Origin of the sequence: Marinobacter sp. SS21, assembly GCF_028369065.1 — a bacterium.
In the GTDB taxonomy this organism is placed as follows: domain Bacteria; phylum Pseudomonadota; class Gammaproteobacteria; order Pseudomonadales; family Oleiphilaceae; genus Marinobacter.
The window spans coordinates 169,555-195,861 of sequence record NZ_JAQNDA010000003.1; the positions used below are offsets into that span (position 1 = coordinate 169,555).

The 26,307-nt window shown below is 55.0% G+C and carries 22 protein-coding genes and 1 tRNA gene; 4 read left to right on the plus strand and 19 right to left on the minus strand.

Features of this window, described 5'->3' with window-relative positions; translation table 11 throughout:
* Positions 1-15: 15 nt before the first annotated feature.
* Both N6L25_RS05200 and N6L25_RS17685 read right to left on the minus strand, forming a co-directional pair.
* Entirely contained in the window at positions 16-1,329 is a 1,314-nt protein-coding gene (locus N6L25_RS05200) for an O-antigen ligase family protein (RefSeq protein WP_271978613.1), read from the minus strand.
* Positions 1,304-1,882: an arsenate reductase/protein-tyrosine-phosphatase family protein gene (locus N6L25_RS17685; RefSeq protein WP_442915206.1), complete on the minus strand. Its 579-nt coding sequence runs from the start codon at positions 1,880-1,882 to the stop codon at positions 1,304-1,306. The genes N6L25_RS05200 and N6L25_RS17685 overlap by 26 nt, the downstream gene beginning before the upstream one ends.
* Positions 1,883-2,097: 215 nt before the next feature.
* On the opposite strand from N6L25_RS17685, the gene N6L25_RS05205 reads away from it, so the two are divergent.
* Entirely contained in the window at positions 2,098-3,282 is a 1,185-nt protein-coding gene (locus tag N6L25_RS05205; RefSeq protein ID WP_271978615.1) for a carboxylate--amine ligase, read from the plus strand.
* A gap of 18 nt (positions 3,283-3,300) precedes the next feature.
* Here N6L25_RS05205 and N6L25_RS05210 read toward each other — a convergent pair whose 3' ends face one another.
* The 16 genes from N6L25_RS05210 to N6L25_RS05285 all read right to left on the minus strand — a co-directional run bounded on the left by N6L25_RS05210 (position 3,301) and on the right by N6L25_RS05285 (position 23,043).
* Positions 3,301-4,335 (minus strand): polysaccharide deacetylase family protein, encoded by a 1,035-nt coding sequence (locus tag N6L25_RS05210; RefSeq protein ID WP_271978617.1) that lies wholly within the window; start codon positions 4,333-4,335, stop codon positions 3,301-3,303.
* A 58-nt stretch (positions 4,336-4,393) separates the two neighbouring features.
* Positions 4,394-5,497: a glycosyltransferase family 4 protein gene (locus N6L25_RS05215; RefSeq protein ID WP_271978620.1), complete on the minus strand. Its 1,104-nt coding sequence runs from the start codon at positions 5,495-5,497 to the stop codon at positions 4,394-4,396.
* A gap of 5 nt (positions 5,498-5,502) precedes the next feature.
* Positions 5,503-6,516: a GNAT family N-acetyltransferase gene (locus N6L25_RS05220; protein WP_271978623.1), complete on the minus strand. Its 1,014-nt coding sequence runs from the start codon at positions 6,514-6,516 to the stop codon at positions 5,503-5,505.
* Positions 6,516-7,829: a FemAB family XrtA/PEP-CTERM system-associated protein gene (locus tag N6L25_RS05225; protein WP_271978625.1), complete on the minus strand. Its 1,314-nt coding sequence runs from the start codon at positions 7,827-7,829 to the stop codon at positions 6,516-6,518. The genes N6L25_RS05220 and N6L25_RS05225 overlap by 1 nt, the downstream gene beginning before the upstream one ends.
* Positions 7,830-7,839: 10 nt before the next feature.
* The gene (locus tag N6L25_RS05230) at positions 7,840-8,706 is read right to left on the minus strand and encodes an XrtA system polysaccharide deacetylase (protein ID WP_271978627.1); all 867 of its coding nucleotides are present in this window, start codon (positions 8,704-8,706) and stop codon (positions 7,840-7,842) included.
* Between the two features lie 45 nt (positions 8,707-8,751).
* Positions 8,752-9,975, minus strand: a complete 1,224-nt coding sequence (locus tag N6L25_RS05235) for an outer membrane beta-barrel protein (RefSeq protein WP_271978630.1) — start codon at positions 9,973-9,975, stop codon at positions 8,752-8,754.
* Positions 9,976-10,033: 58 nt separating this feature from the next.
* Positions 10,034-10,939 (minus strand): polysaccharide biosynthesis protein, encoded by a 906-nt coding sequence (locus N6L25_RS05240; protein WP_271978633.1) that lies wholly within the window; start codon positions 10,937-10,939, stop codon positions 10,034-10,036.
* Positions 10,939-12,465, minus strand: coding sequence for an XrtA system polysaccharide chain length determinant (locus N6L25_RS05245; RefSeq protein WP_271978634.1), 1,527 nt, complete (start codon positions 12,463-12,465; stop codon positions 10,939-10,941). The genes N6L25_RS05240 and N6L25_RS05245 overlap by 1 nt, the downstream gene beginning before the upstream one ends.
* 53 nt (positions 12,466-12,518) lie before the next feature.
* Positions 12,519-13,163, minus strand: a complete 645-nt coding sequence (locus N6L25_RS05250) for an XrtA/PEP-CTERM system exopolysaccharide export protein (protein WP_271978636.1) — start codon at positions 13,161-13,163, stop codon at positions 12,519-12,521.
* A gap of 62 nt (positions 13,164-13,225) precedes the next feature.
* Complete coding sequence (locus N6L25_RS05255; protein WP_271978638.1) at positions 13,226-14,638, minus strand: TIGR03013 family XrtA/PEP-CTERM system glycosyltransferase; 1,413 nt, start codon at positions 14,636-14,638, stop codon at positions 13,226-13,228.
* Between the two features lie 120 nt (positions 14,639-14,758).
* Positions 14,759-16,243, minus strand: coding sequence for a 2-methylcitrate dehydratase (prpD, locus tag N6L25_RS05260; protein ID WP_271978640.1), 1,485 nt, complete (start codon positions 16,241-16,243; stop codon positions 14,759-14,761).
* A 182-nt stretch (positions 16,244-16,425) separates the two neighbouring features.
* Entirely contained in the window at positions 16,426-17,604 is a 1,179-nt protein-coding gene (gene prpF, locus N6L25_RS05265) for a 2-methylaconitate cis-trans isomerase PrpF (protein WP_271978642.1), read from the minus strand.
* Positions 17,601-20,198: a Fe/S-dependent 2-methylisocitrate dehydratase AcnD gene (gene acnD, locus N6L25_RS05270; protein ID WP_271978644.1), complete on the minus strand. Its 2,598-nt coding sequence runs from the start codon at positions 20,196-20,198 to the stop codon at positions 17,601-17,603. The genes prpF and acnD overlap by 4 nt, the downstream gene beginning before the upstream one ends.
* Before the next feature lie 76 nt (positions 20,199-20,274).
* Positions 20,275-21,399 carry a bifunctional 2-methylcitrate synthase/citrate synthase gene (gene prpC / locus N6L25_RS05275; RefSeq protein ID WP_271978647.1) on the minus strand — a complete coding sequence of 375 codons (1,125 nt, stop codon included), beginning with the start codon at positions 21,397-21,399 and terminating at the stop codon, positions 20,275-20,277.
* Between the two features lie 14 nt (positions 21,400-21,413).
* A complete protein-coding gene (gene prpB / locus N6L25_RS05280) occupies positions 21,414-22,304 on the minus strand; it encodes a methylisocitrate lyase (protein WP_271978649.1) in 891 nt (296 codons plus the stop codon).
* 58 nt (positions 22,305-22,362) lie between these two features.
* Positions 22,363-23,043: a GntR family transcriptional regulator gene (locus N6L25_RS05285; RefSeq protein WP_271978651.1), complete on the minus strand. Its 681-nt coding sequence runs from the start codon at positions 23,041-23,043 to the stop codon at positions 22,363-22,365.
* 479 nt (positions 23,044-23,522) lie between these two features.
* Here N6L25_RS05285 and galU point away from each other — a divergent pair, with 479 nt between their 5' ends.
* On the plus strand, positions 23,523-24,359 hold the full coding sequence (galU, locus tag N6L25_RS05290) for a UTP--glucose-1-phosphate uridylyltransferase GalU (protein WP_271978653.1): 837 nt from the start codon (positions 23,523-23,525) through the stop codon (positions 24,357-24,359).
* Positions 24,360-24,413: 54 nt separating this feature from the next.
* Here galU and N6L25_RS05295 read toward each other — a convergent pair whose 3' ends face one another.
* Entirely contained in the window at positions 24,414-24,773 is a 360-nt protein-coding gene (locus N6L25_RS05295; protein WP_271978655.1) for an XRE family transcriptional regulator, read from the minus strand.
* Between the two features lie 345 nt (positions 24,774-25,118).
* Between N6L25_RS05295 and N6L25_RS05300 the strand changes: the two genes are divergently transcribed.
* Both N6L25_RS05300 and N6L25_RS05305 read left to right on the plus strand, forming a co-directional pair.
* Positions 25,119-26,063 carry a DMT family transporter gene (locus N6L25_RS05300; RefSeq protein ID WP_271978948.1) on the plus strand — a complete coding sequence of 315 codons (945 nt, stop codon included), beginning with the start codon at positions 25,119-25,121 and terminating at the stop codon, positions 26,061-26,063.
* A gap of 43 nt (positions 26,064-26,106) precedes the next feature.
* Positions 26,107-26,183: transfer RNA gene (locus N6L25_RS05305), tRNA-Val, on the plus strand.
* Positions 26,184-26,307 lie beyond the last annotated feature (124 nt).

Genomic DNA, 26,307 nt, shown 5'->3' on the forward strand with positions numbered 1-26,307 from the left:
GTCGCTTATTCAGGATTAACGCCTAACAATCTGCTTGCCGGGCTTCACATGCTTTCGTTCGGCTGCCCTTTTTCTGATCAAATTCCCCGTACACACAACAAATGCCAGATGTATCCACATAAAGGGATAATAAACAACAGATACAAACTGACCGGCAACCAAAAAACCCAAAAAAGAAACATTGAGATAACGAGGAAGTATTCGAAGTATCGCACTATTCAACCCCTTCGCTATTACTTCCAGTCTCTTGGTCTCCAACATGGTGATAACAATCAACATCAAATAAATAGATAGCCCTAGATATCCTAGATCGGCCCCCACCTGAATAAATATATTGTGCGCAAGTTGGGCCTTATCATAGAGCATGTCGTCGGTATAATAGCGCTCATAATATGGCGCAAAATTAAAGTACCCAACCCCGGTGACTGGGTGATCGTTCATCATCTCAATGCCGTTTTCCCAATACAGTAATCGTTGCCTCGAACTCCGATCATCACCTATCGACTGAAACCGCTCCTTTTGACTTTCAGGCAATAGCGCAAGGCCAAGCGCCAGGATCACCAGCAGCGCGACAATGGCCTTAGGGTTCAGCAACTTCCTGGGAAAAAACACCGCCAGTTGAACCAGTAACGCGAGTTGACCTCCGCGGGAGCTGGCTCCCAGGATGACCATCGCTGCTGTAATTGGAAAAGACATCATTATCCAATACTTAACTCTGGAGAGTTGGGAGCTGAACGACAGTGCCAGTGCCGCCGCAATAGGCCAATACACCAACATCTGGATCGCCAGTTCGCCCGAGTTCTGGAAAAAACCCGGAGGCCCTTGCAGCCCCCAGTCAGTAAAACTGAATCCCCGAGATGCCCAAACCAATGAGAGCGACAGTGAAATCTTATAGCTTGCAACGAGGAAAATAAGCAAAAAGATGATCAGTCGCTTTTCAGAGTTGACGATATTGATGATCAGAAAATAGATGAGCACCCATAAGCCAAAATAAGAAAAGCGATCATAAGAATATTCAGGCCAATAGGCAAAGACGCTTGAAACAATCACACTAAACAGAAATAACAGGAGCCATCTGCTAATTCTGGAGTTTTGCCACTTCTCCTTGGAATTAAAAAACCACCCGACCAGAGCAAATACTAAAAAAAGCTTGGCCCATGGTAAAACATCTGCCCAAGTCCAAATAGACTGCGGCCTGACGTACTCAGTAAACAGGTATCCGCATATCATCCAATAGGAAAAAGACTCCATCCAGAAGGCACGCCAATAGTCGGAAACCTTCAGTTGATACAAGTCGACTTCGCTAAGGTGCTTTTTTTTTCTGATCAAGAAGCCTCCCTACCGAATCTACGATCAAGCTCTCGCAATGACTGAAATAGCCTTTCGAGCAATTGTATGGGTCATGTATGTAAGCAATTTTTCGTCGGCACCATAAGCCAGCAAGGCCAATGGATACCCCTGGAAGGGCCATTTTCCTCAACGCCGTCAGATGAGCGGGCTCCATACCCACCACCAGGTCACCTGGTCTAAACTCAAAATTCTGAAGACTTCGTGTTCGATGACTTTCGAGGCCCACCCCCAGCGACTTACCATAGGCGATCGCCCTAGGATCAGCCTTGAATCCTTCTTGGCAGGAAATACCGCAGGACTCAGCCTCAATACCAAAAGATGTGGCGTAAGCCTCAGCCAGTGGGCTACGACAAATATTACCCATACAAACGAATACAATGCGTTGTATATGTTCAAGATTTTTGATTCGATATCGATTATATCGACCCAAATACATGGCAGCCTGAAAAAAAAGGTATCTCAAGAACCCTTTCTTGGAACCGTATCGATTGTATATCGAGCTAATCAATGGAGTATCAATAGTATGATCCATGGTGACCACTTAGCGAACTCAAATTTTCCGAACCTGCACGGCCCCGGTCCTCATCGACGGTTAAAGAGATATTTCTGGCGTACACTCCTGTCATTTAAGCGCGCTATTTTGGCAGTTGTGCCTGAATCAGCTCTCATACAGCACTTTATTCCTAATTGTTAAGTATTATGCTAACTTAAGATCGTTTTCTTTACTACACAGAACATAAGAGAAGCATGGAATCTCGAATCCTGGTATTGGATGGCAACCAACGGGCAGCTTTAGCTGTCACACGATCTTTAGGCTCCAAAGGATTATGGGTTGGCGTCGGTGAGAGTTCAGACATGTCACTTGCCGGCTCTTCAAGGTATTGCTCGCGAACAATGCGCTATCAAGACCCTTTCAGTTCTACGCAAGGGTTCTTCAACGAAATTCTCGATATCATTAAGCAATATAATATAACTTTTTTATTACCGATTACTGAAGCCACAGCGTACGTCTTACTTCAGTATCGGGACCGATTGCCGCCCTCTGTTATTCTTCCCATCCCGAGCAACGACAGAATTGAAATGCTCGCGGACAAAAATCACCTTCAGGAACTCGCTCGCCACCTCCAGATCCCCACGCCGGATAGCCTCCTATGCCAAAATCGAGCAGATGGCCTGAAAGCCCTCGATGCGTGCACTGTTTTCCCGATCGTGCTCAAGCCATTCAAGTCGAAAATTCTTGATGACGGCGAAATCATTTCCACTTCTGTTGCCATTGCCTATACCCAGGAAGAAGCCAGAGCCCTGCTCGAAAAACGCCGCGATTTTAGTTATCCCTTTTCGATCCAGTCATTTATAGAAGGCGAAGGTCAAGGTGTCTTTGCACTCTATAGCAACGGCCAACCGGTATGCTTCACTGCTCATCGACGGCTCCGTGAAAAGCCCCCTGAAGGTGGAGTCAGTGTGCTCTGCGAATCGCACCGGGTTGATGAAACCATGCAGGCCCTCTCCCACAAATTGCTGCACGCGGCGCAGTGGAACGGCGTTGCCATGGTTGAATTCAAAGTCGCTGCCGATGGCACCCCTTATCTGATGGAGGTCAATCCTCGCTTTTGGGGCTCCCTACAACTGGCTGTCGATTCCGGTGTGGACTTCCCTTACCTGCTCTACTGCACCCATACTGGGCTCGAACTCCCGAAGGTGAATTACGCGCCACCTAAACGGGTGAGATGGCTGCTTGGTGATCTTGATCGCCTTTACCTCGTCTTGAAGGCGCCTCGCAGCCGTTATTCATTTTCACGAAAGCTTCTCGAAATTTTTCGATTTATCTCCCCGAACCGACACACACGGCACGAAGTTAACCGGTCTAACGACCTGAGACCCTTCTGGTTCGAGATTCGTCAGTATCTCAAGGCGCTCAAAAGCGAAACGTGAGGCAGCCCGCCGCCCGCTTTAGCCCCGAGCCAACACCTTACCCTTGGCGTATTCGATCCAGGAACAGTACTGCAGCAAGTCATCCATATTATTGGGCAATCCGAATCGTGGGATCGCAAATCTGCTTCCAGTCGCCACAAGAGCCCGGGTCATATATCCTGGCTCCGCACACACTGCGGCACGATAGCCTGCCGCTTCCACGGTCGCCACTTCCCTCTGGGAATAATCGCTGGAACGGCCAACCGGATAACAGAAAACCTGACTTGGGCGATCAACTTCCTGCGCCAACCGGGCGTGAGAGCCCACGATCTCGTTTCTGGATTGTTCCTCATCGAGTCGCGATAGGATACGGTGACTCCGCGTATGTGCCCCGAACCTTACGCCCTTGGCCTCCAGTTCCCGAACCCGCTGCCAACTCACCGGCCGATACGGGCTCGGAACCTCAGCTGGAAGTGTTTCGCCGGATTGGCGAATAACCTCCATTGCCAACAGCTCGACATCCCCACCTTCCGGCCGCTTAATGGTTTCCCAGATCTGGCGTATGGCTTGCCGTCTCTGGGCTGGGGTCTCAAGCGCCACCGTGTGGCTCTCATCGAACAAGGAATAGCTGAACCGGTCACTGTCCAGGTTATTGATCACATGTGCGAGCTTGCTGTCCCAAGGCCAAAGCACACCATCGAGAAAATCGGTGATCAAGAAACAGGTACAGACACAGGAAAAATTTCCAAAAATTTCAGCTGCTGTATTAACCTGATCGTCAAAGCCATCATCTAACGTAAAACACACCACCTTAAACTGATTGTCCGGTTGCGTAACAACCAACTCAACGGCTTCATCCAGATCAAGAACGGTGTATCCTTTGTGCTTTAACAAACGCAAAGCCCCATCAACGAATTCGGGGTCGTGCCCAGAAATATTATTCTTAGCATCTGCAAAGCGATGCAACATAAAGATGGGCACCAGAAAAGGCGTAAAGATTCTGGCCATATCATCTAAGTATTTTTTTGCCAACAACTGCACTACCGATGACTTTACGACGCTCTTGAAGCTCATCTCCCGTTCTCCTCATCAGTAGAAACTGCACCTGCAGCCGCCTTACTGCCGATGTGTTTCACACCAGCAATTCCTGATAGACGGAGCAGTAAGATGACAGCATACTTCCCAGAGAAAAACGCTGTGCGGCCGCCTCTCTGGCTGCCTTTACCAATTGGTTCGAAAGGCATGGGTCTTGTAATCGCAGAACCGAGTCCATGATGGCCTGTGGATTCGCCACTGGCACCAGCAAGCCACTTACGTCATTCTCCAGGATCTCCTCTGGTCCCCCGCTTCTCGTTGCCAAGACGGGAACTCCGGCCATCATCGCTTCCACAGTCGATATGGAGAATCCCTCTGATATAGAGGGTAGTAAAAAAACGTCCGCCTGACTTAACAGTTCTCCGACATTCTCCCGAAATCCCAGAAAGTGCACATTCGCCTCAACCACCAGGTCGCGGGCCTGTTCCACAAGTTGAGAAGCAAGCGGCTCCTTGGGATGGCCAACTATCACGAAGTGATAAGACGGGTCCCTGCGCACCAGCAGCGCCGCTGCCTTAATCAGGTCACCATAGCCTTTCGCAGGCCGTATATTGCCAATGGACAGAATGATCCGTGCCTCCGGGGCCAGGCCAAGTTCTTCTCTCAGCCCTGTAAGTCCGGAGTGGAGGAAGCCATCCGCATCCACGCCATTGTAGATAAGTCTCAGTTTTTGGCTGGATAACGTACCCCTGGCCGTGAGATCCGCCATCAATTGCTGCGAAACGCACACAATCGAACTGGCCCCGCTATTTATGAGTCGAAACTTGGTCGCCAAAAATCGCTCCCTGGCAGCAACATCAACATTACCGTGAAATGTAGCCACCAGCGGCGTACGACTCAGCAGCGCCGCGATCGCCCCATACACATTCGAACCCAATAAGTGGGAATGTATGAGCCTGACGCCGTGACTCCGCACCAGCTTGACGAGAGTGAGGACATACCGAACATTGAAACTTCCTTTGGAATCGATAATGATCGGCTCGATTCCTACCCCTCGAACCTGATCAGCAACCCAGCCCTCTCCCCTCAACACCACGATGTGGTTGAATTTGCGGCGATCAAGCCCGGCCAGCAAATTAACAAACACCGTTTCAGCCCCGCCTGGGCCTGTCGTATCAATCAGATGCAGAATGTTGGTCATCCATCTCACCGTAATCTGGCAGCCGACCTGCGTTTCTTTCGATCCTTCAGCAGGTATAGAAATTTAAAGACCGGGCTCCTGACGAGCATGATCGATGCAAGCGGCTCCTGACGGTCAGCAATTCGGCATTTGTAGTCTTCGTTCTTGCCCGTGCCGACCAACAGATCGAAAACCGCTATATCGTCCCGATGGAAGCATTCCTCGATGTTATAACCTATGTGGAGAGTGCCCAGCGCCAGCTTCTTATTGAAGTTCTCCTCAAAACCGGAGTGGATGTTGTACATACGACCGTTGAAAGCCACATTGTAGAGGGCCGACAGAGCACGACCGTTACTTTTTAGAATTGAAAGATTGGGCACCCCACCTTCCGCCACGACCCTCTCCAGAAAACGCCGCTGAAAGGCCATACCCTCTCCACCACCAAAACTGGGCTTACCCCACCGCCGCATGATCAGATCGTCGAGTAACTTGAAGAATTCGTCCGTTCGATTTGGCCAGAACTCACACAATTCAACTTCTCCAAGGCTTTCAAACACTTTCCTGCGATTAAATAATCGAAGGCGAGTGTTCGCGCCTAGTTTGGATAAATAGGCCTCGAAATCACCGGAGGTATTTACTGAATAAGCCGTGTCTTCGCTGATCACCCGGTGCAACCAACGATGACGTTTAGCCATGTCAGTAATCTGGCGGAATTCAATTGAATCCTTCCGGATATCGGTCAGGGCAGCCTCCGACCAGCGGTTTTGCACAAGTGCCTGCTCCAAAACGGTCCTGGCATCCGTGCCGTTATGGGAACATGGCATCAACGTGTTGTATTCGGTTCTGGGAGTGTTAATACGCCGATTACTGGTACCAACAAACTGAAGGGACCTGACCGGCAGAAAACCACGAAATCGGTAGCTGTCTTCATACAGCCCGGAAATCTGGCCGTCACTCGCCGACAGCAATGTGAAGCCGCGGGTATGCCCCCAAGTCTCCCACCAGCTGTCCTGCCAGGCTTTCGTTTGGAACAGACTCATCAAGGCAAGCTCCGCACAATTGCCGGCCCAAGTATCTTGGTGACAAAGACCGGCAATCGTTTCCAGGCCGCAATCAGAATCCTGAATTTGGGGTTATCCGGGTTTAGACCTGGCAATGATCCGCCAGCCTCCAGGCAGTAATCCCAGTACAGTGGGATCGGTTGCGCGCCCCACTGTTTTTTAAAGCGATAGGTACCCGAATGCTCGGTGCATCGACCAAAATCGAAAATTTCATAGCGATGATGAATGGCAATCTTGAGGATCGACCAATACATGAGCATATTGACGCCGGTATGGTTAACCTCACGCAACGTTGAAGCCCAGGGAATTTCCAGCCGCGATCCAAAACCCATGATAAAGGCCGCTCCTACCACCTTTCCACGCAGTCTGACGGCAACAATATTCGCGGTTTCAGGAAAGCATACCAGCAGGTTACGAAAAAACTCAGGGCTATAAACAGGGGTTCCCAGATCCCGCATATTGCGCGCAAACACCCGGTAAAACTCCTCCAGTAGCTCTTCTCGACCGACCGCTATATCGGGAGTTTCCTTTTCAGCACGTCGAATCTGGGCGCGTACCTTAGGGCTGAAACTGCGCCATAAGACAGTTTCCGACTCTGGTAGTCCTAGCCAGAACGATACCTTGTCCACGCGCTTCGGCAACTCAAGGCCGAGGGTCTGGGCATGCCGTAACTCCACATGATCTGCTCCCAGGTCTCGTTGCCAGGCCCGAGCCTTTTGCAGCAGCAAACCGGCAGCTTCGATGTTATCTGCCAGAATCCCGCCATAGTTAAAGTAAGGAACCGATACAACGTAATTGCCAAATAACCAGCTCTTCAGTTGAATCAGCGGCAGCACACCCATAATTTGCCCAGAACGGTTGCTGGCATAGAGATACCTCATGTTATGACCAAAGGTCATTGCAATGGCATCTCGTAACGCCAGACTATGGGCAAAACTCGCTCCAGGGTGGCAAGAGACATACTCAGACCACGCGTCCTCCGCATCGGGCTGCAACTCATGGACTTTCAGTCCGCCAGCTGGGACTGGTCGGTCAAGCACCGCCGCTGGTGCAAGTGACGGTTCTTGAACCGTTACCGACGTCGGTCTGGTGTTCAGCTGACTTTTAATCGCCTTTTGCAGAGCTTTGGCTTCACAGGATATCGCTTTTAACTGCTCAATCAGCTCGCTGGGTAACTTACCCTCTGCCCGAGCAGCGCCAATCTGTCGGCTTAGCTGACCTTTGGTTTCTTGCAGGTCTGCGAGCCTTCGTTTCCGTGCCAGAAGATCCGCCGATTCGGTATGACAGCTCATACGCAGATCCTCAAACAGCAACTGGCTGAGAGGCGACGCCGGCCTGGGCGAACACCTCGCTGACCGTACCGAACTGGAACCTCTCCAATAATTTTTCCAGCCTGCCCTTGCACCGATGCAGGTTGTTGTAATGCCTGAACCGGGACAATGGCTTGACCTTCAGTCGAGGCTGACCAGGATCAATCTCCCATGGGTGCAGATAGAAGATAAACGGTTGGCCAGAGCGGTTAATTTTCTGCAGCCCCCATTGTGTCAGCCAGTAAGGAAACAGCCGGAAATAACCGCCGCCGGCGATGGGCAAGCGATAGCTTCCAATAGGGCAAGTGGATAGCGGAAACTCCTTAAGAATCCCACCCCCGGGCGCTTGGAGAATATAGGGCTCGTGCGGCGTCCCAGGCATCCCGTAGCGGTCGTGATGAACAGGAAAAATGGAGGAATCCCACAAGAAACCTTCTTCACATAAGATATCCAGTGCCCATCGGGATTGTGCGGTAATGGAATAGCTAGCTGCTCGATACCCGGTTATGGCAGCGCCCAGAGAATCCTCGAGGATCCGTTTGGACTTGCGCGTTTCCGCCCGGAAGACCTCGGGCGTTTGGGTGTAGATCAATTGATGGCTGTAACCATGACTGGCCACCTCATGGCCCGCCTCGCTGATTCTCCGGACCAGGCCCGGAGACCTTTCCGCAACCCAGCCCAGCACAAAGAATGTGGCGTGAATGCCCCGATCTGCAAACAGTTGCAACAGTACATCCGTGTTCTTCTCGACTCGATACTCCATTGAGGTCCAGTCATTCCGTTTGACCGCTTCAGCCAACGCAGCTACCTGAAAATAATCCTCAACATCAATGGTCAAGGCGTTGGTAATCTCATCCATGCTAACTCATCTCACCCAGCTGGCCGCACCTGGCTGCAGCCCGTATCACAGGAACCGGTAGTTCAAACCTAATTCAAACCAATTGTCTTCATATTCAGTCGTCGGAACGTTACTGTCTCGACTGGATCGACCTACACGACCCACCAGATCCAACTTTCGCGTTGCTTGGTAGGACAGCCCCACATGGACATTGACGAGGGTATCGTCACGGTCTTCAGGCTGGAAAGAACGTCTTTCTACCCGAGCGCCCAGTAACCCATCCAGCCGCGAAACGACCGGCAGACGATATCGGAAATCAGCACCGCGGCCGTCTTCCTCTTCGGCAGACTGCAGGTACTCCGTCCGGTTAGAGAACAAGGCCAGCTCCATATTCGAGCGGTCGCTATAAACCGTTCGCATACCCGCCCGAATGGTGGTGACTTCCACCCCTACCTGCTCTCGTAAATTGATGGTGATGTCACCAATTCGAACATCAATATCCGATGTCTGATCCGTCAGTTCGTGGGTGGCAGACAGGAACGCCACCGTCGACGCCGAAACATCCCGCTCAAGTGTAAAATTGCCCACAATTGCATCGCTTTCGAGAACCTGGTCCATGAATCGGCTCTCATATTCGGTAAAGCCCAAGGCGCCTTGGATCTGCGTTGCGCTCCAGGCCTTACGGAATGTCAAGCTCGCGGTATCCCGGTCAATTTCTTCCCCGGTCTCCAGTTCCGCCCGATCCGCCAGGAACCGAACCCCGAGATCGGTGGACGGACTAAAGCTTCGAGTAACCCAGGCCGAGCCCAGCAGGCGTTCGCTATCGATCTCGCTGTTTTCTTCGAATTCGGTGTTCTCATATTGGGCGGAAATTTCCAGCCGATCGACCTGGCTTAAGCGCACGGTGAGCACCGGTCCGGTCCGGAAGATATTCTTGCGGGTGCGGTTATCCGGCGTGTCGACATTGCGGCCGTCCTGTACGACGTCCCGCAAGTAATCCGAGAGTTCCCAGCGAATATTGTCGGTAACCGAGCAGTCTCCCAAGAAATCAAGTTCGGAGTACAGCTCTGGCTCAAACGTATCGTCAGACCAGACGCCATAGCCAAATTCCGCGCGAGTCCTGGCATTGCAGGCACCTGGATCCGTTTGGTGCGCGAAGCTTAAGGTGGTGCGAGTCTCCACATCGTCCTGGGCACCGTCAGGCACCCTGGTGACGTTATCGCTGTAACGACTGGTAACCCCGCCCGACAGCGTTGGTGGCTCCGCCACCGCCACCAGTGGAATCGTCATCGATAGAACCAGGACGAGCCACTTGCCATAACCGGAAACAACGCGACATTCGCTGGCCTTAACCATTGATGACCACTCCAACAAACTTTTCCTGATTAAAGGCCGTGGCCGCCTGTTCAATGCTGGCAGGGGTAAGCCGGCCATGGGGAATGACCAGCAGAGTGTAATCACAGAGTTCCGAAAGAATACGTGCATCCGGTGACTCGGCAATCGACGCCGTATCCAGAATAATGAATCGATCCGGGTAACGACGGCGGACCGCCTGCAGGAATTGCTTCATCCGAAACGAAGTGAAGAATTCACCAGGCGTTTCCCGCCGACTACCGGCAGGGATCAGCCTCAATCGGGTGATGCCGGTCGGATACAGTATCCTGGCGATGTCGTAATCCGGCTCATCGAGGAAATCGGTAAGACCGAACTCTGGCTTGATATCAAGCGTGGTATGGAGCGTCGGTTGCCTCAAGTTACAGTCAATGATCAGTGCGGTTTTTTGATGATCGAAGGCAAACGCTGCCGCCAGGTTCAATGCGACAAAGGATGCGCCGGATCCTTCGCTGGCTCCGGTAACCACCAACGTAAAATTGTTGCCCGCCGAGTGCTCCACCAGTTTCGTTCTCAGATTCCGAAAGTGATTAACGAGCCGGCGATTATCAGAGTCGGGATAGATGATTCGACGTTCTTCAAGATCGTCATTCGTAAAGGTGCGAGGCTCCTTCATTCGCACAATCTGACGACTGTTGATATAGCGATCAACGGCCCTATGGCCGAACTCCAACGAACTCGGTACCAGCAAACGGGAATCGTCCCATTCTGAATTATTCCGGCCGCCCACACCCGGCTCCCGGCGTGCTTCGTCGCCCTGCTCCGCGAAATTCTCAAGCTCGTCGGAAGAGCGATTCTCTGGTTCGCCTAGTTCATCTTTTCCAGACATATCATTGTCCCGCCTGTTTCTGGAGTCATTCATCAATACACCTCCAGAAATGCCGTAATGGCAGCTGCAATGTAGATAACTGCCACTGCAATCACGCAAATGCCCACAATGGTTGTGGTACGACGATCCTTCCGTTTATCGAAGGGGGTACGGATATCGGGAATCGTTTCAAGCACCAGGAGTTCCATTTCCTCCTCCAACTGCTCTCGTGACCGAATTCGTGGATCCAATTGAAGCACACCTGCCGCGGCACCAAGCGGCGCCAACAGACCCAGCAGAAGCCCCGCGATGGCAAACATGGGAAACTTTACCCCCGCGGGACTTAATGGGTATTGGGCAGCCTCGTTAATGCGATAGCTCAAGCCTTGTCCCTCAATATCCAGGTGCATGGACACTCTGGCTTTCTCACGACGTTTTAGAAGGTCATCGTAGATTTGCCGGTTAACTTCCATGTCCCTGGTGAGATCGGAGTACTGTGCCTTATTCTCCTGAATCCGCTCCATACGCTGGGTTTGGTCGACCATCAAGGCACGAATGGATCGAATACGGGTTTCCGCTGTCTCGATATCCGCTCGAGTGGTTGCCAGGGCAGAACGAATTTGTTGATAAACAGGATTGGCAATGGTTTCACCGTCCAGCGTACGAGAAGCCTGATCGGGGTCCTCCGCCGCCCGCTGCTGCTGCCGGCGCAGTTCTGAAAGCTGCTCCCGCAAGATGACAATATCCGGATAGGTATCGTGATACTGTAACCGCAGTTCGTCCAACTGCTCTTCCAGCGCCCGGATTCTTTCCTGATAAATATCCCTGGCCCTGCCCTGTAGGATCGTCGGACGAACCTTGCTCAATTCGATTTCCAGAGTCTGTGCACGGGTAACCAGCTCCGCCTTATCGAGCTGGGCAAGCTCAAGCTGGCTGCGAAGGTTCGCCATACGGGCATTGGCTTCCGCTTCGGTACCATCTACATTCTCCGACAGAAACTGTTTGAGCCGCTCTTCCACCTCCGCAATCTGTTGCTCGTAGCTCCTAACCTGCTTGTCTATAAACTCATACGCGCCCCGACTTTCCGCGCGCTTGCGCTCATTGTTCTCTTCGATAAAGGCCTGCCCCAACCGTTGTGCAACCGTAAACGCGATCAGCGGGGACGGGGAGCTGTAGCCAATACTGAAGTAGCTGTCCCCCCGGGTAGCCACACTCAAGCGGGCTCGCAACATCCCGATTCGCCCTTCGAGTTCCTCAGGCGTGAGCATGGTGGCGCTTTCACCGTAGATTCGCGGGTCCGTCGCTACGGCTTCCAGCACCTTTCGACTCCAGAGCAACTCCTGGGCCGCAGATGCACGCTCATTGATCTGAGTGGTGACCGCACTGCCTTCCATTAGTGGTCTGATGATGTTTTGGTCATCGACAAAAATGATCACCTCGGAACTGTACTTGTAGGGCCAGACAAAGCCCGCAGCGAGAACCACGAAACTGACGCCGGTAAAGAGAAAGAACGCCAGCCATTTCCTCGCCCGGATCTCACGAATAATTTCAGCTGGGAACTGGGATAACGGAAGTGCCATGACTGCGTCCTAGCTAAATGCTGATGTAATGCATGAAGACAACCCGACCGAACCTAGAAACCGCGTTCTGGTACGGTCAAAATGTCGCCAGCCCTGAGCGAATAGTTGGTGCGTATATCGCCGTTATTGAGGATATCGCCCAGCTTGACCGGAATGGCCACGACTTCATTTTCCACGACCCGATACAGCATCGAGTTGTTGGGCGCGGCAAATGGGTTAATACCACCGGCACTAAGCACCATATCCAGCACCGTCATGCCAGAGCGATGCGGCATGGACATCGGTTGCTCCACGGCGCCGGTAACCCTGACCCGATCCGTAAATTCATGGCTGTTCATGGAGGTCACGACAACGCTGACCTGGGGCTCGCGGATATATTCATCCAGGATGGCTTCAATATCATCAGCAAGCCGTTCCGGCGTCTTACCGCTGGCCTTGACATCTCCAACCAAAGGCACCGAGATCATCCCGTCCGGACGCACCGGTACCGTTATACTCAAGTCAGGGTTGCGCCAAACGGACACGGAAATCTCATCCGTGGCTCCAATGATGTATTCGCCGGTATTCTCGGCGGCGCCCAAATTAAGGGCCTGAGCAATTTTGTCCGGAGGAGAGGCAATGGGGCCCACACAACCTGTAAGCGCTACAACCGAAACGAAAGCCACTATACGAAAGAAAAACCGAATCACCCCTGACATCTTTTATCCTCTTGTCAATCGGTTAACACTTAGCGTTGTCCATTAACTGCGCCAATTCAAGCTTAGCGCGATCCTTTTTTAAACAGCACCACCTCCACGGTCTGTATGATGATCAGAAGATCCAATAGCAAACTTTGATTCTTTATGTAGTAAAGGTCGTAGCGAAGTTTCTCGCGGTTATCCTCTTCGCTATCCGCATAGGCAAAGCAAAGTTGCGCCCAACCAGTAATTCCGGGCTTAACCCGGTGCCGTTCGTTATAAAACGGTATGGAATCAGAGAGCTTTTCAACAAACACCGGGCGCTCAGGCCTGGGACCAACAAAGGCCATGGTGCCGTTAAGGACATTGATCACTTGGGGAATCTCGTCAATTCTCACTTTGCGGATAAACGCACCCACCTGGGTGACGCGGGCGTCGTTTTTCTGTGCCCACACCGCGCCGTTCTTTTCCGCATCCGTCCTCATGGAACGAAATTTGTACACCTTGAACACGCGACCGTCTAATCCAACCCGTTCCTGGCTATAAAATATGGGGGCCTTAAGCCCCTCCTCGATTTTGATCGCCAGTGCAGTGAGCACCATCAGTGGAAGTGCCAGCACCAGCAGCGTTGCCGAGGCAATAATGTCCAGGGCGCGCTTACCCAAACCGGACACTGTGGACACGGTGAAGCCATCGGTAAATACCAGCCAGCCCCGTGTAATCATCTCCAATGCGACCTTGCGGGATTCCCGCTCATAAAAGGCCACCCCGTCGACAATGCCGATACCTTCCATTTTGCATTCCAGAAGATCCTCCATCGGTAACCCTTTGCGCCGATCATCCACGGCCACCACAATTTCGCTGACCGGATGCGTGCGTACATGCTGGTAGATGCTGTAGGGCAAACGGAGCAGCTGATCCTCCGGGATAACGGTGTGCTCTCCCGGCAAAGGCACGAATCCCGCCAGCGAAAATCCCTTGCGGTTAAGTGGCGTCGTGAGGTCATCCAACAGCTGCCGGGCCCGCTCTCCCGACCCAAGCACCAACACCTTGCGCTTAAAAGTATCCTTGCCCATTACTGCGTAAAATATCGTCCGTACAATACCCAACAACAGCACGGCCAATACTGCCGACGTTGTCATCACGCTGCCTCCCCCCAGATACCAGAGCCAATCACCGGCAATCAGGTACGCCATCCCGGAGAGAGGGAGACTGATGATCAACGCCATGATGGTTCGCAGCATCATGCCTGACATGCCATCCTCCAACCGCGATTGGTGCACGCCAGTGGCGATCATCGCCAGCAAACTCATGACCCCGAAAACAATGGCAGAAGGTAAAACATAGGACCAGTTCGCCAGGAAGAAGGACATCTCCCCGAAGTAGCGGAAAAAGACGACAAAACTGAGCGAGAAAATCAGGACGAGTAAATCAATCAACCCAAGCAGGAGGAACGGCAGGTGCAAGTAGTGTCTGAACAATCTGACGTGGGCCACGCCAACTCCTTGTGGTTCGCACACAAATGAACCCCGCGCTTCCAATGCTTCGGGATAGAAGGTGAACTTTTGTAACAAAGTGTAGTTTGATTGTACGAAACTTCAATGACGGTAGAACAGTCAACGACTCAACAATTGCGAGAATTCGTTAACCGAGCCACACTCTAGAGCCTGTTGATCCTGAAACAGGTTGAAAATTTCTTCGCAGCGGCCAGATGAAAAGCAGGTCGCCAAGTTCCGGCGGAACTTGGTTTCCAGCAACGGGATGGCCTCCTTGCGTCGGCGCCGATGTCCGATTGGGTACTTCACTGCAACTTTACCGGTGCGCTCCCCGCCCCGGAAAATCACCTCCACCGCATTGGCAATGGAACGCTTGTCAGGCTCAAGGTATTCGCGACTGTAGTCGGCGTCTTCTTCAACCTTCATCTTGTCGCGCAACTGATCGATTTCCGGGTGGGCTTGGTGGAAACCGTCCTCATAATGTTCGGCCTGCAGCTCGCCAAAAAGCAGCGGCACCGCCGTCATATACTGAAGGCAGTGATCCCGGTCGGCCGCATTGGCCAGCTTGCCAACCTTTGAAATAATCCGGATCGCAGATTCATGGGTGGTGATGACCACCTGCTCGATCTCTCCGATTCGACCCTTCACCTTGGCATGGAGCTGAATCGCGGCCTCGGCGGCGGTTTGAGCATGAAACTCTGCTGGGAAGGCAACCTTGAACAAGACGTTTTCCATGACGTAGCAGCCAAACGGTTGCGGCAAGGAGAAGTTCCGCCGTTCGGCAGGTTTGATGGACTGATCGCGGTTGGTCTTGCTGAACAGAACGTCGTAGAACCCCCACTGCGGTGCAGTCAAGACGCTGGGAATGCCCATTTCGCCCCGCATCGCAATCTGAGCCAGCTGCACCCCGCGAGCGCTTGCATCCCCCGCCGCCCAGGACTTCCTTGAGCCCGCGTTGGGCGCGTGTCGATAAGTGCGAAGCGCCTGGCCATCAACCCAGGCATGGGACAAGGCGGACAACATTCGCTCCCGGCCTGCGCCTAAAAGCCACGCCGCCACCGCCGTGGATGCGACCTTGACCAATACCACGTGATCCAGGCCCACACGGTTAAAGGCATTCTCCAGCGCCAGGACGCCCTGGATTTCATGGGCCATGATCATCGCATCGAGAACCTGACGCATCGTCAGTGGAGGCTTGCCTTCGGCCAGTCGACGCTGGGACAGGTGATCAGACACTGCAAGGATGGCCCCCAGGTTGTCAGAGGGGTGCCCCCACTCCGCGGCCAGCCAGGTGTCGTTATAGTCCAGCCAACGCACCATGCAGCCAATATCCCAGGCCGCCTTGATGGGGTCGAGGCGGTACGAGGTTCCCGGCACCCGGGCGCCTTGCGGCACGACGGTGCCCTCAACCACGGGACCGAGCAATTTGGTGCATTCGGGAAAGCGTAACGCCAACAAGCCGCAGCCGAGGGTATCCATCAGACAGAGGCGAGCGGTGTTCAGCGCCTCTCGGCTCTCGACCTGGTAACTCAGCACATAATCGGCAATGCGCTGCAGGATATCGTCGTAATCGGGGCGTACGTTGAGATCGAATGTCTCGGACACGATGCACCTCCCGGTGTCCCGAGAGCGCGCCTCGATGCAGGAAACGCCCCAGGACACGTGATTTCCCAGCCTCGGTACTATGAGGTTCGTACGATAAGGTTTGCACCTTAAGAATAGTACGATCAGAACCATACGATGCTGGCGTATCCTGGGGCGCCGGTCGGCAGTCAGGCCAAGATTGCCTAGAAGGTGTCTCCCGGCACACGGACCCAACCTTCCATGAGGATCCGAGCACTGCGGCTCATGATGGCTTTGGTGGCGGTCCAGTCACCCTCGACTTGGCGAGCCTCGGCGCCAACCCTCAAGGTGCCAGAGGGGTGGCCGAACCGCACCGCGTTGCGTTCTCCGCCGCCCGCAGCCAGGTTTACCAGGGTCCCCGGTATGGCCGCCGCGGTACCGATGGCAACCGCCGCAGTCCCCATCATGGCGTGATGGAGCTTGCCCATGGACAAAGCCCGGACCAGCAGATCGATATCAGCAGCCGCAACCTGCTTGCCGCTGGAGGAAACATAGTCCTTCGGCGGCGCGACGAACGCCACTTTCGGCGTGTGCTGACGGCTGGCTGCTTCCTCAACGCTACCGATCAACCCCATCCGAACCGCGCCATGGGCGCGGATGGTCTCGAACCGAGCCAAGGCATCCGGATCGCCGTTGATGGCTTCCTGCAACTCGGTGCCCTGATAACCAATCTCATCGGCGTTGACGAAAATCGTCGGTATGCCCGCATTGATCATCGTTGCCTTCAGGCTGCCGATGCCCGGAACCTCCAGATCGTCCACCAGGTTACCTGTGGGGAACATCGCACCGTCGCCGTCCGCCGGATCCATGAACTCAATCTCGACTTCCGCCGCCGGGAACGTGACACCATCGAGTTCGAAATCGCCGGTTTCCTGTACCTCTCCATTGGTGATGGGGACATGCGCAACGATGGTCTTCTCGATGTTGGCCTGCCAAATCCGCACCGTGCATATGCCGTGGTCCGGGACGCGCTCCTGAGCCACGAAACCGCTGTTGATGGCGAAGGCACCCACCGCAGCCGTCAGATTGCCACAGTTACCGCTCCAGTCGACAAAGGGCTTGTCGATGGAGACCTGGCCAAACAGGTAGCTCACATCGTGATCCGCCCGCTCGCTCCGGCTCAAGATAACCGTCTTGCTCGTGCTGGAGGTCGCGCCCCCCATACCGTCGATCTGCTTCTGGTAGGGATCGGGACTGCCGATCACCCGCAACAGTAATTTGTCCCGGGCTTCACCCGGGACCTGGGCGGCTTCCGGCAGATCCTGCAACCGGAAGAACACGCCCTTGCTGGTGCCGCCTCGCATGTAGGTGGCAGGTACTTTGATCTGGGGCGCAACGGTCATGCTGCCCCCTCGGCTTCCAGGAAGTCCTGGGCAAAGCGCTGCAGAACACCACCGGCCGAATAGATCGACACTTCTTCGGCGGTATCCAGCCGACAGATCACCGGCACCCTGACCTCATCGCCACTTTGACGATGGATAACCAAAGTCAGGGTTGCACGAGGCTCCGGTGTACCTTCCACATCGAAGGTTTCGGTGCCGTCGATACCCAGGGTCCTGCGGGTGGTGCCTTCTTCAAACTGCAGTGGCATCACCCCCATACCGATCAGGTTGGTACGGTGGATACGCTCAAAACCTTCCGCAGCGATGGCCTCTACGCCTGCCAGGGCAACACCTTTTGCCGCCCAGTCACGGGATGACCCCTGACCGTAGTCGGCACCGGCGATGACGATGAGCGGCTGTTTGCGATCCATATATGTCTCGATGGCCTCCCACATACGAGTCACCTGGCCTTCCGGCTCGACGCGCGCCAGGGAGCCCTGCTTCACCTCGCCGTTTTCATCCCGCACCATTTCGTTAAACAGTTTCGGGTTGGCCAGGGTAGCCCGCTGCGCGGTCAGGTGGTCGCCCCGGTGGGTGGCGTAGGAATTGAAATCCTCCTCCGGCAAGCCCATCTTCGCCAGGTACTCGCCAGCCGCACTGGCCGCCATGATGGCGTTGGAAGGTGACAGGTGGTCGGTGGTGATGTTGTCCCCCAGCACCGCCAGCGGACGCATGCCCTTGAGGGCCTTCTTGCCCGCCAGAGCGCCTTCCCAATACGGCGGGCGACGGATGTAGGTACTCATTTCACGCCATGCGTACTGCGGATCGGACTTGGCCTGCTCCCGCTTGGTGATGTCGAACATCGGGATATAGGTTTCGCGGAACTGCTCCGGCTTCACCGCCTGCTTGACGATGGCGTCGATTTCCTCGTCGCTCGGCCAGATGTCCTTAAGCATGATGGGGTTGCCGTTCTTATCGTGGCCCAGGGCATCCTTCTCGATGTCGAAGCGGATGGTGCCGGCGATGGCGTAGGCCACCACCAACGGCGGCGATGCCAGAAACGCCTGCTTGGCATAGGGGTGGATGCGGCCATCAAAGTTCCGGTTACCGGACAGCACCGCAGTGGCGTAAAGATCCCGGTCGATGATCTCCTGCTGGATCTGAGGGTCCAGCGCACCGCTCATGCCGTTACAGGTGGTGCAGGCAAAGGCCACCACACCAAAGCCCAACTGCTCCAGTTCCGGCATCAGCTCGGCGTCATTGAGGTACATTTTGACGGTTTTGGAACCGGGGGCCAGCGAGCTTTTCACCCAAGGCTTGCGAGTCAGGCCCAGCCGGTTGGCGTTACGGGCGATCAGGCCGGCGGCAACCATATTGCGCGGGTTGGAGGTGTTGGTGCAGCTGGTGATCGCCGCGATGATGACCGCACCATCGGGCATTTTGCCCTCTTCCTCGGTCCACTCGCCGGCAATGCCGCGGCTGGCCAGCTCGGAAGTAGGCAGGTGGGCGTGAGGATTGGACGGGCCGGCCAGGGTGCGCACCACCTTGGACAGGTCAAACGTTAATACGCGTTCGTATTCGGCGGTCTTCAGGCTGTCGGCCCACAAACCGGTTTCCTTGGCGTACTGCTCTACCAACGCTACCTGGTCGTCATCGCGGCCGGTCAACTTGAGGTAATCAATGGTCTGGCCATCGATGAAGAACATGGCAGCGGTCGCGCCGTACTCCGGGGTCATGTTGGAGATGGTGGCCCGATCCCCCACCGTCAAGCTGTCGGCCCCTTCGCCGTAAAACTCAAGATAGGCACCCACCACCCGCTCCTTACGCAGGAACTCAGTCAGTGCCAGCACCATATCGGTGCCGGTGATACCCGGCTGCAGCTTGCCGGTCAGCTCGACGCCGACGATGTCAGGCAGGCGCATCATCGAAGCGCGACCCAACATGACGCTCTCCGCCTCGAGGCCGCCAACACCCACGGAGATGACGCCCAGCGCATCCACCATCGGGGTGTGACTGTCAGTGCCGACACAGGTATCAGGGAACGCCACGCCGTTACGGACCTGCACCACCGGGGACATTTTCTCCAGATTGATCTGGTGCATGATGCCGTTACCGGGCGGGATCACATCCACGTTCTCAAAGGCGGTCTTGGTCCAGTTGATGAAGTGGAAACGATCGTCGTTGCGACGGTCTTCAATGGCCCGGTTTTTCTCGAAGGCGTCCTTCTCGAAACCACCATGCTCCACCGCCAGCGAGTGGTCCACGATCAACTGGGTTGGCACCACCGGGTTGACCTTCGCCGGGTCCCCTCCTTTCTCAGCGATCGCATCCCGCAGGCCGGCCAGGTCTACCAAAGCGGTCTGGCCCAGAATGTCGTGGCAGACCACCCGAGCTGGATACCAGGGAAAGTCCAGCTCGCGCTTGCGTTCGATCAACTGTTTCAAGGCATCGGTCAGCAGCTCGGTATCACAGCGGCGCACCAGTTGCTCTGCCAGAATTCGGGAGGTGTACGGCAGTTTTTCGTAGGCACCGTCCTGGATGTCGTTGACTGCCGCACGGGTGTCAAAATGGTCCAGGTCCGAGCCGGGAAGCGATTTACGGTAGTTGCTGTTCATGGGTCACACTCATCAGAAATTCTTGGGAGGGGCAAAGAAAGGAAAGCACCGGACAACGCCGGTGCTCACATAGCTATCAACGGTTTTCGATCGGCACCCACTCGGAATGCTCGGGACCGGTATACTCCGCACTCGGGCGGATGATCCGGTTATTAGCGCGCTGCTCTTTGACGTGGGCAGTCCAACCTGATACCCGGGACATCACGAAAATGGGCGTGAACAGTTCTGTCGGAATGCCCATGAAGTGGTAGGCCGAGGCGTGGAAGAAATCGGCGTTGCAGAACAGTTTCTTCTCCCGCCACATGACCTCTTCGCAACGCACGGACACCGGGTACAAAACGCTATCGCCCACTTCGTCGGCCAGCTTCTCGGACCACTTCTTGATGATGGCGTTGCGGGGGTCAGACTCCCGGTAGATGGCATGACCAAAGCCCATGATCTTTTCCTTGCGCTCCAGCATACCCAGCAGGCCCTGCTCGGCCTCATCCGCCGTGTTGAACTTCTGGATCAACTCCATCGCCGCTTCGTTGGCGCCGCCGTGCAGCGGACCACGCAGAGAGCCGATAGCACCGGTCACGCAACTGTGAATATCGGAGAGCGTGGATGCGCAAACCCGGGCAGTAAAGGTGGAGGCATTGAACTCATGCTCGGCGTACAGGATCAGCGAGACATTCATGACCCGCTCATGCAGCTCACTGGGCTGCTTGCCGTGCAGCAGCTCGAGGAAATGGCCGCCGATGGAGTCAGCTTCGCTGTTGGTGTCGATGCGCACACCGTTGTGGGCAAAGCGGTACCAGTAGGTGATGATGCTGGGGAACACCGCCAGCATACGATCAATCTTGTCGTCCTGCTCGGTGAAGTCCTGCTCGGTCTCCAGGTTACCCAGCATGGAGCAACCGGTGCGCATCACATCCATGGGATGAGCGTCCTTGGGGATCTGCTCCAGGGTCAGTTTCAGGGCATCCGGCAATGTCCGCAAACCACGCAGTTTCTGCTTATAGGCGTCCAGTTCCTGACGGTTAGGGAGCTTGCCACGCAGCAGCAGATAAGCCACTTCCTCGAACTGGGCCTTATCCGCCAGTTCGGCAATGTCGTAGCCGCGATAGGTCAGCCCGGCACCGGTTTTTCCTACGGTACACAGTGCAGTTTCGCCCGCTACCTGGCCACGCAGACCGGCGCCGCCGAGTTTCTTATCAACCATGACTCTCTCCTCTTTTACTTTTCTTTCTGCTGCTTGAACAGCGCATCCAGTTTCTGCTCGAACTCGTGGTAGTTCAGGAAATCGTACAGTTCCATTCGGGTCTGCATCAGGTCGACCACATCTTTCTGGTCACCCTTGGCCAAAATGCTCTCGTAGACAGTCAGCGCCGCCTTGTTCATGGCCCGGAACGCACTCAGCGGATACAACACCATGCCGGCTCCGGCCTCTGCAAGCTCCTGCCTGTTATACAACGGGGTCGCGCCGAACTCGGTGATATTGGCCAGGATGGGGACATCCAGCGCCTCGGAGAAGGCCTTGTAATGTTCCAGCTCAGTGACCGCCTCGGCGAAAATGCCGTCTGCACCGGCCTCAATGCAAGCCTGGGCACGATCGATGGCTGCCTCCAACCCTTCCTGCTGGAACGCATCGGTTCGGGCCATGATAAAGAAATTATCGTCTTCCCGCGCATCTACGCAGGCCTTGATCCGGTCCACCATCTCTTCTTTGGAGACAATTTCCTTGTTGGGACGATGACCGCAACGCTTCTGCGCCACCTGGTCTTCAATGTGGACCGCTGCTGCGCCAGCGCGTTCCATCTCCTTGATGGTGCGACTAATGTTGAAAGCCCCGCCCCAACCGGTATCGATATCAACCAGCAGCGGCAGGCTGGAGGCGGCCGTTATCCGGCGTACATCCTCCACTACGTCATTCAAACTGGTCATGCCCAGATCTGGCAAACCGTAGGATGCGTTGGCCACGCCTCCGCCGGAGAGATAGATCGCCTGGTGGCCCACCTTCTCCGCCATCATCGCCGCGTAGGCATTGATGGTGCCAACAATCTGCAAAGGTTGGTTCTCTTTCAGTGCCAGACGAAAACGGGCACCGGGGGACAGGGTCTTAGACATTTTCTCTCCTTAGCCATTCGGCTAACTGTGAATTCCCTATGTGTGTTTTCCAGACCGGTCAGAAGGACAGCAGGCCTTCCTCGATCTTCTGCTCGATATTCCTGCGCGCAGCGTTAATGTGTCGTTTCATCAAAAACTCGGCCAACTCCCCATCGCGCTGGGCGATGGCCTCGACAATGCGGCGGTGCTCTCCCAACGCCCGGTGGGGGCGCCCGGCCGAGGTACTGAGACGGTAACGATACATGCGGACCATGTAATAGAGGTCTCCAAGCAGCATTTGCGCAAGCTTGGTATTACGGCTTCCAGTGGCGATACGGTGATGAAAATCGTAATCGCCTTCGGCCTGGTAGTATGCCTGGCCCTGGGCTTGCTCAATCATGGCCTCATGAGCGTCAAGCGTGGCCTGTAACCCGGCCACCTCCTCGTCCGTCATACGCGCAGCAGCCTGGCGAGCCGCCAACCCCTCCATGACTTCCCGGATCCGGTACAACTCCAGCAGCTCCTCGGTACTGACGGAAACCACTTTGACTCCGGCGTGGGGACGACGGACAAGAAGGCCACGGGACTCCAGCCGGCCCAGCGCCTCTCGAAGCGGGCCGCGGGTGAGCTGGAATCGCTGACACAGTTCGAGTTCGCCGATTTTTTCACCGGGGGCCAGCTCGCCCTTAACGATTGCCGTTTGCAGACAATCGAAGGCTTCATCAGCACGAGTTTGGGTCTGGGGAATTGCCTCAATCATTTTTGTTAACAATAAAGCGGATATTTTAGAGAAATCTACGCCCATACCCTACTATTGTCAACAATAGCCAGAGGTAGACATCTGCCGGTTGTTAACAACTTCAGCAGATTTACCAGCCTGCATGCCATCGACCCACACCGGTCGCAGGTGGCACTTTCACCAACGCACCACCCATCAACATTCGCCAATCCAAGCCGCTCGGTAAAACGCCTGCAACGAACGTGAGGTATTGATAGTCCTCGCTTGGCATTACCGGGGAGGCGGCCGCACCAGAAGGGAGTCTGGAGTGTTCAAACGCCCCCCATGGCCAGGCATGTCAGCCCGAAGCAAGGCCAAACCTGCGCGAAAGCCGGTTGTAACGAGCGCTAGTTTGGTTAAACTTGGCAAGCTTTATGCTAAAGCACTCAAGGAGCGTCCCGAACCAAGCGAACAGTGCCACGCAGGCACGGGACCCGACATTCCAGCCAAAGGACGAAGTTATGATTAAGAAGTGCCTCTTCCCGGTCGCCGGTTATGGAACTCGATTCCTGCCTGCCACCAAGGCGATGCCGAAAGAAATCCTGCCGATTGTCAACAAGCCGCTGGTTCAGTACGGCGTTGAGGAGGCCTCTGAAGCAGGCATCAATGAGTTCGGCTTTGTCACCGGCCGGGGCAAGCGGGCGATCGAAGATCATTTCGATATCAGCTACGAACTGGAACATCAGATTGCCGGCACTGGCAAGGAAGGGCTGTTGACCTCGATTCGGGACCTGATCGACAACAACACCTTCGCCTTCACCCGTCAAAATGAAATGAAGGGCCTGGGCCACGCCATTCTGACTGGGCGAAATCTGGTTGGTGACAACCCGTTTGCCGTGGTATTGGCCGATGACTTCTGTGTGGCCGAAGCGGACGGCGATGGCGTACTGGCGCAGATGGTAAAGCTCTACAACCAATTCCGCTGCTCGATTGTTGCTATCGAGGAAGTTCCCCAGAACGAAACCCACAAGTACGGCGTGATCGCCGGAGAGTCCATGAAGGACGGCCTGTACCGCATTACCGACATGGTCGAAAAGCCGGCACCGGAAGATGCCCCCAGCAACCTCGCCATCATTGGACGCTACATCCTTACCCCGGATATCTTCGACATCATTGAGCGCACCCCGCCCGGCAAGAACGGCGAAGTACAGATTACCGACGCCCTGCTGGAACAAGCCAAGAATGGCTGCGTACTGGCGTACAAATTCAAGGGGCAGCGCTTTGATTGCGGCAGCATTGACGGCTTCGTACAGGCCACCAATCACGTCTACGAGCACATTTACAAGAAAGGCGAATAAGGCGACAGCTCAGCTTTGCCGGACTCCGGTTCTGGAGCCCGGCATCCCCCCACCCTAAAGCCCCAGAGTTCGCATCACGGCGCGTCGGGTTTCGGAAGGCGCCTTGCGAAAAGCCGCCAACAGGTCCACCTCATCCGCTTCTGGCTGCACCCGTGCAATGACCGCCTCCAGTTCCACCAGAGCCTGAGTCAGTTCGTTGCCGTCACCAACCCCCAGTCCCGGCAACTCCAGTTGCCCCGCATCTTGACCCTCCACAAGATCCAACCATTCCTCCAGCGCCGTCTCTGTCCTGAAACACAGGTCCACCAACTCGTCCACACTCGGGTACGCCCTTCTACGCGGATCAGCGCTTTCCCAAGCCAGCAGGCGATGCTCCTCAACGCCGCAGAGCTGAGCCAGGTCCGAAACAGACAACTTTCGATCTTCCCGGACCAACCTCAGACGCCGGTTCAATGATTGCATATAGCGCATACTCAGGGCCTCCATCAGTGTTTGAGCGTTTCGCCGACCGCGTCAGGGACAGCGCGAATCCAGCTGTTGTCGTACCGAGCGAGTCACAGCCTCGCACCTACTCATTGCAGCTTTCCATTGCAACCTCCCATTTCAGCTTCGGGAATACCTTATGCTCATACAGCGGCTTTTTAGTTCGCATCCTATACAATAGTCGGGCAATGGCTTTTAGCGTCGCTAACCCATGCTAGACTCCGTCACCTGCTGACAGGCCATCCTTTAAACGCCAAGTCCAAGGTCCCTATGCCCCTGACCAATGCCCACAAGTCAGATCTTTTACTGGTCTGCGTTACCCTGCTGGCCGCAATCAGTTGGATGTTCTCCAAGGAAGCGGTGCTGTTGATGCCGCCCCTGCTGTTTATGGCCGTACGCTTCATCATGGCCGGCGCTATCCTTGCGTTTGCCGCTCGCCGATCCCTCGCCAATCTGACACCAACACAGATAAGACGAGGCATGAGTGTCGGCCTGGTCTTCGGCATTGCCATGAGCTTCTGGATCATGGGACTCCACCATGGCACTCACGTGGGCGAAGGCGCCTTTCTGACCAGCCTCGGGGTGGTAATCGTCCCCATCATGGCAAAGCTGTTCTTCAGGGAAAGCCAGCCGCTGAGCACTTGGTTGGCCATTCCCGTTGCGGTATCCGGGCTGGCTCTGCTGTCACTCAAAAACGGCTTCCGCCCGGAGGCCGGGCAACTGTTCTTCGTTGCCGCTGCCGCGATCTTTGCCCTGTTCTTTTTGATGAACACCCACGCCGCCAATCATCGGCAAATCGTTCGCCGAGATGGCACCCAGGTAGAACTGGCGAAAGTCCCGCCGCTACCCCTCTGCACCCTCACCTTACTCACCGTAGGCGCAGTGACGCTGATTGAATCCTTGTGGCTGGAGCCCTGGCAGCCCACACTCGAATCACTGTCCTGGCCACTGGCATGGTGGGTGATTGCCAGCGCCACCGTCGGAACGGCCGGCCGTTTCTTGCTTCAGACCTACGCACAGAGCCTGTCCACCCACAGCCACGGCGTGGTGATATTGGTACTGGAGCCAGTGTGGGTGGCCCTCTTTGCCGCTGGCTGGTTCCAGGAAACCATGGCCCCCACTCAGCTGGCGGGGTGCAGCCTGATCTTCGCCGCACTGCTGATCAACCGCTGGAGCACCCTCAGCAAAGCAATTCGCGGTTGGTTAAGAAAAATTGCTTGACCCGCCCCTCGGTTATCAGTAAATTACGTCCCCGTTGCAGGGCAGGACCATAGCTCAGTTGGTTAGAGCGCTACCTTGACATGGTAGAGGTCCCCAGTTCGAATCTGGGTGGTCCTACCAATCCTGCAAAAAAGTCAGTTACTTACGTTTTACGTAGAACTGGCTTTTTTTATGCCTGATGATCAAGCAAGCCAGCAAGAAAGGTCCGGGGCAACGGTAGTCACCCCGGTGTAAACGGCAGCCC

Bases quoted from the DNA above. Each gene is read 5' to 3' on its own strand.
- N6L25_RS05225 (WP_271978625.1), bottom strand. From the start codon at position 7,829: ATGAGCTGTCATACCGAATCGGCGGATCTTCTGGCACGGAAACGAAGG.
- N6L25_RS05220 (WP_271978623.1), bottom strand. From the start codon at position 6,516: ATGAGTCTGTTCCAAACGAAAGCCTGGCAGGACAGCTGGTGGGAGACT.
- prpB (WP_271978649.1), bottom strand. From the start codon at position 22,304: ATGTCTAAGACCCTGTCCCCCGGTGCCCGTTTTCGTCTGGCACTGAAA.
- galU (WP_271978653.1), top strand. From the start codon at position 23,523: ATGATTAAGAAGTGCCTCTTCCCGGTCGCCGGTTATGGAACTCGATTC.
- N6L25_RS17685 (WP_442915206.1), bottom strand. From the start codon at position 1,882: ATGGATCATACTATTGATACTCCATTGATTAGCTCGATATACAATCGA.
- N6L25_RS05240 (WP_271978633.1), bottom strand. From the start codon at position 10,939: ATGAATGACTCCAGAAACAGGCGGGACAATGATATGTCTGGAAAAGAT.
- N6L25_RS05215 (WP_271978620.1), bottom strand. From the start codon at position 5,497: ATGACCAACATTCTGCATCTGATTGATACGACAGGCCCAGGCGGGGCT.
- acnD (WP_271978644.1), bottom strand. From the start codon at position 20,198: ATGAACAGCAACTACCGTAAATCGCTTCCCGGCTCGGACCTGGACCAT.
- N6L25_RS05230 (WP_271978627.1), bottom strand. From the start codon at position 8,706: ATGGATGAGATTACCAACGCCTTGACCATTGATGTTGAGGATTATTTT.
- N6L25_RS05285 (WP_271978651.1), bottom strand. From the start codon at position 23,043: ATGATTGAGGCAATTCCCCAGACCCAAACTCGTGCTGATGAAGCCTTC.
- N6L25_RS05205 (WP_271978615.1), top strand. From the start codon at position 2,098: ATGGAATCTCGAATCCTGGTATTGGATGGCAACCAACGGGCAGCTTTA.
- N6L25_RS05210 (WP_271978617.1), bottom strand. From the start codon at position 4,335: ATGAGCTTCAAGAGCGTCGTAAAGTCATCGGTAGTGCAGTTGTTGGCA.
- N6L25_RS05250 (WP_271978636.1), bottom strand. From the start codon at position 13,163: ATGTCAGGGGTGATTCGGTTTTTCTTTCGTATAGTGGCTTTCGTTTCG.
- prpF (WP_271978642.1), bottom strand. From the start codon at position 17,604: ATGACCGTTGCGCCCCAGATCAAAGTACCTGCCACCTACATGCGAGGC.
- N6L25_RS05245 (WP_271978634.1), bottom strand. From the start codon at position 12,465: ATGGCACTTCCGTTATCCCAGTTCCCAGCTGAAATTATTCGTGAGATC.
- N6L25_RS05235 (WP_271978630.1), bottom strand. From the start codon at position 9,975: ATGACGATTCCACTGGTGGCGGTGGCGGAGCCACCAACGCTGTCGGGC.
- prpC (WP_271978647.1), bottom strand. From the start codon at position 21,399: ATGGTTGATAAGAAACTCGGCGGCGCCGGTCTGCGTGGCCAGGTAGCG.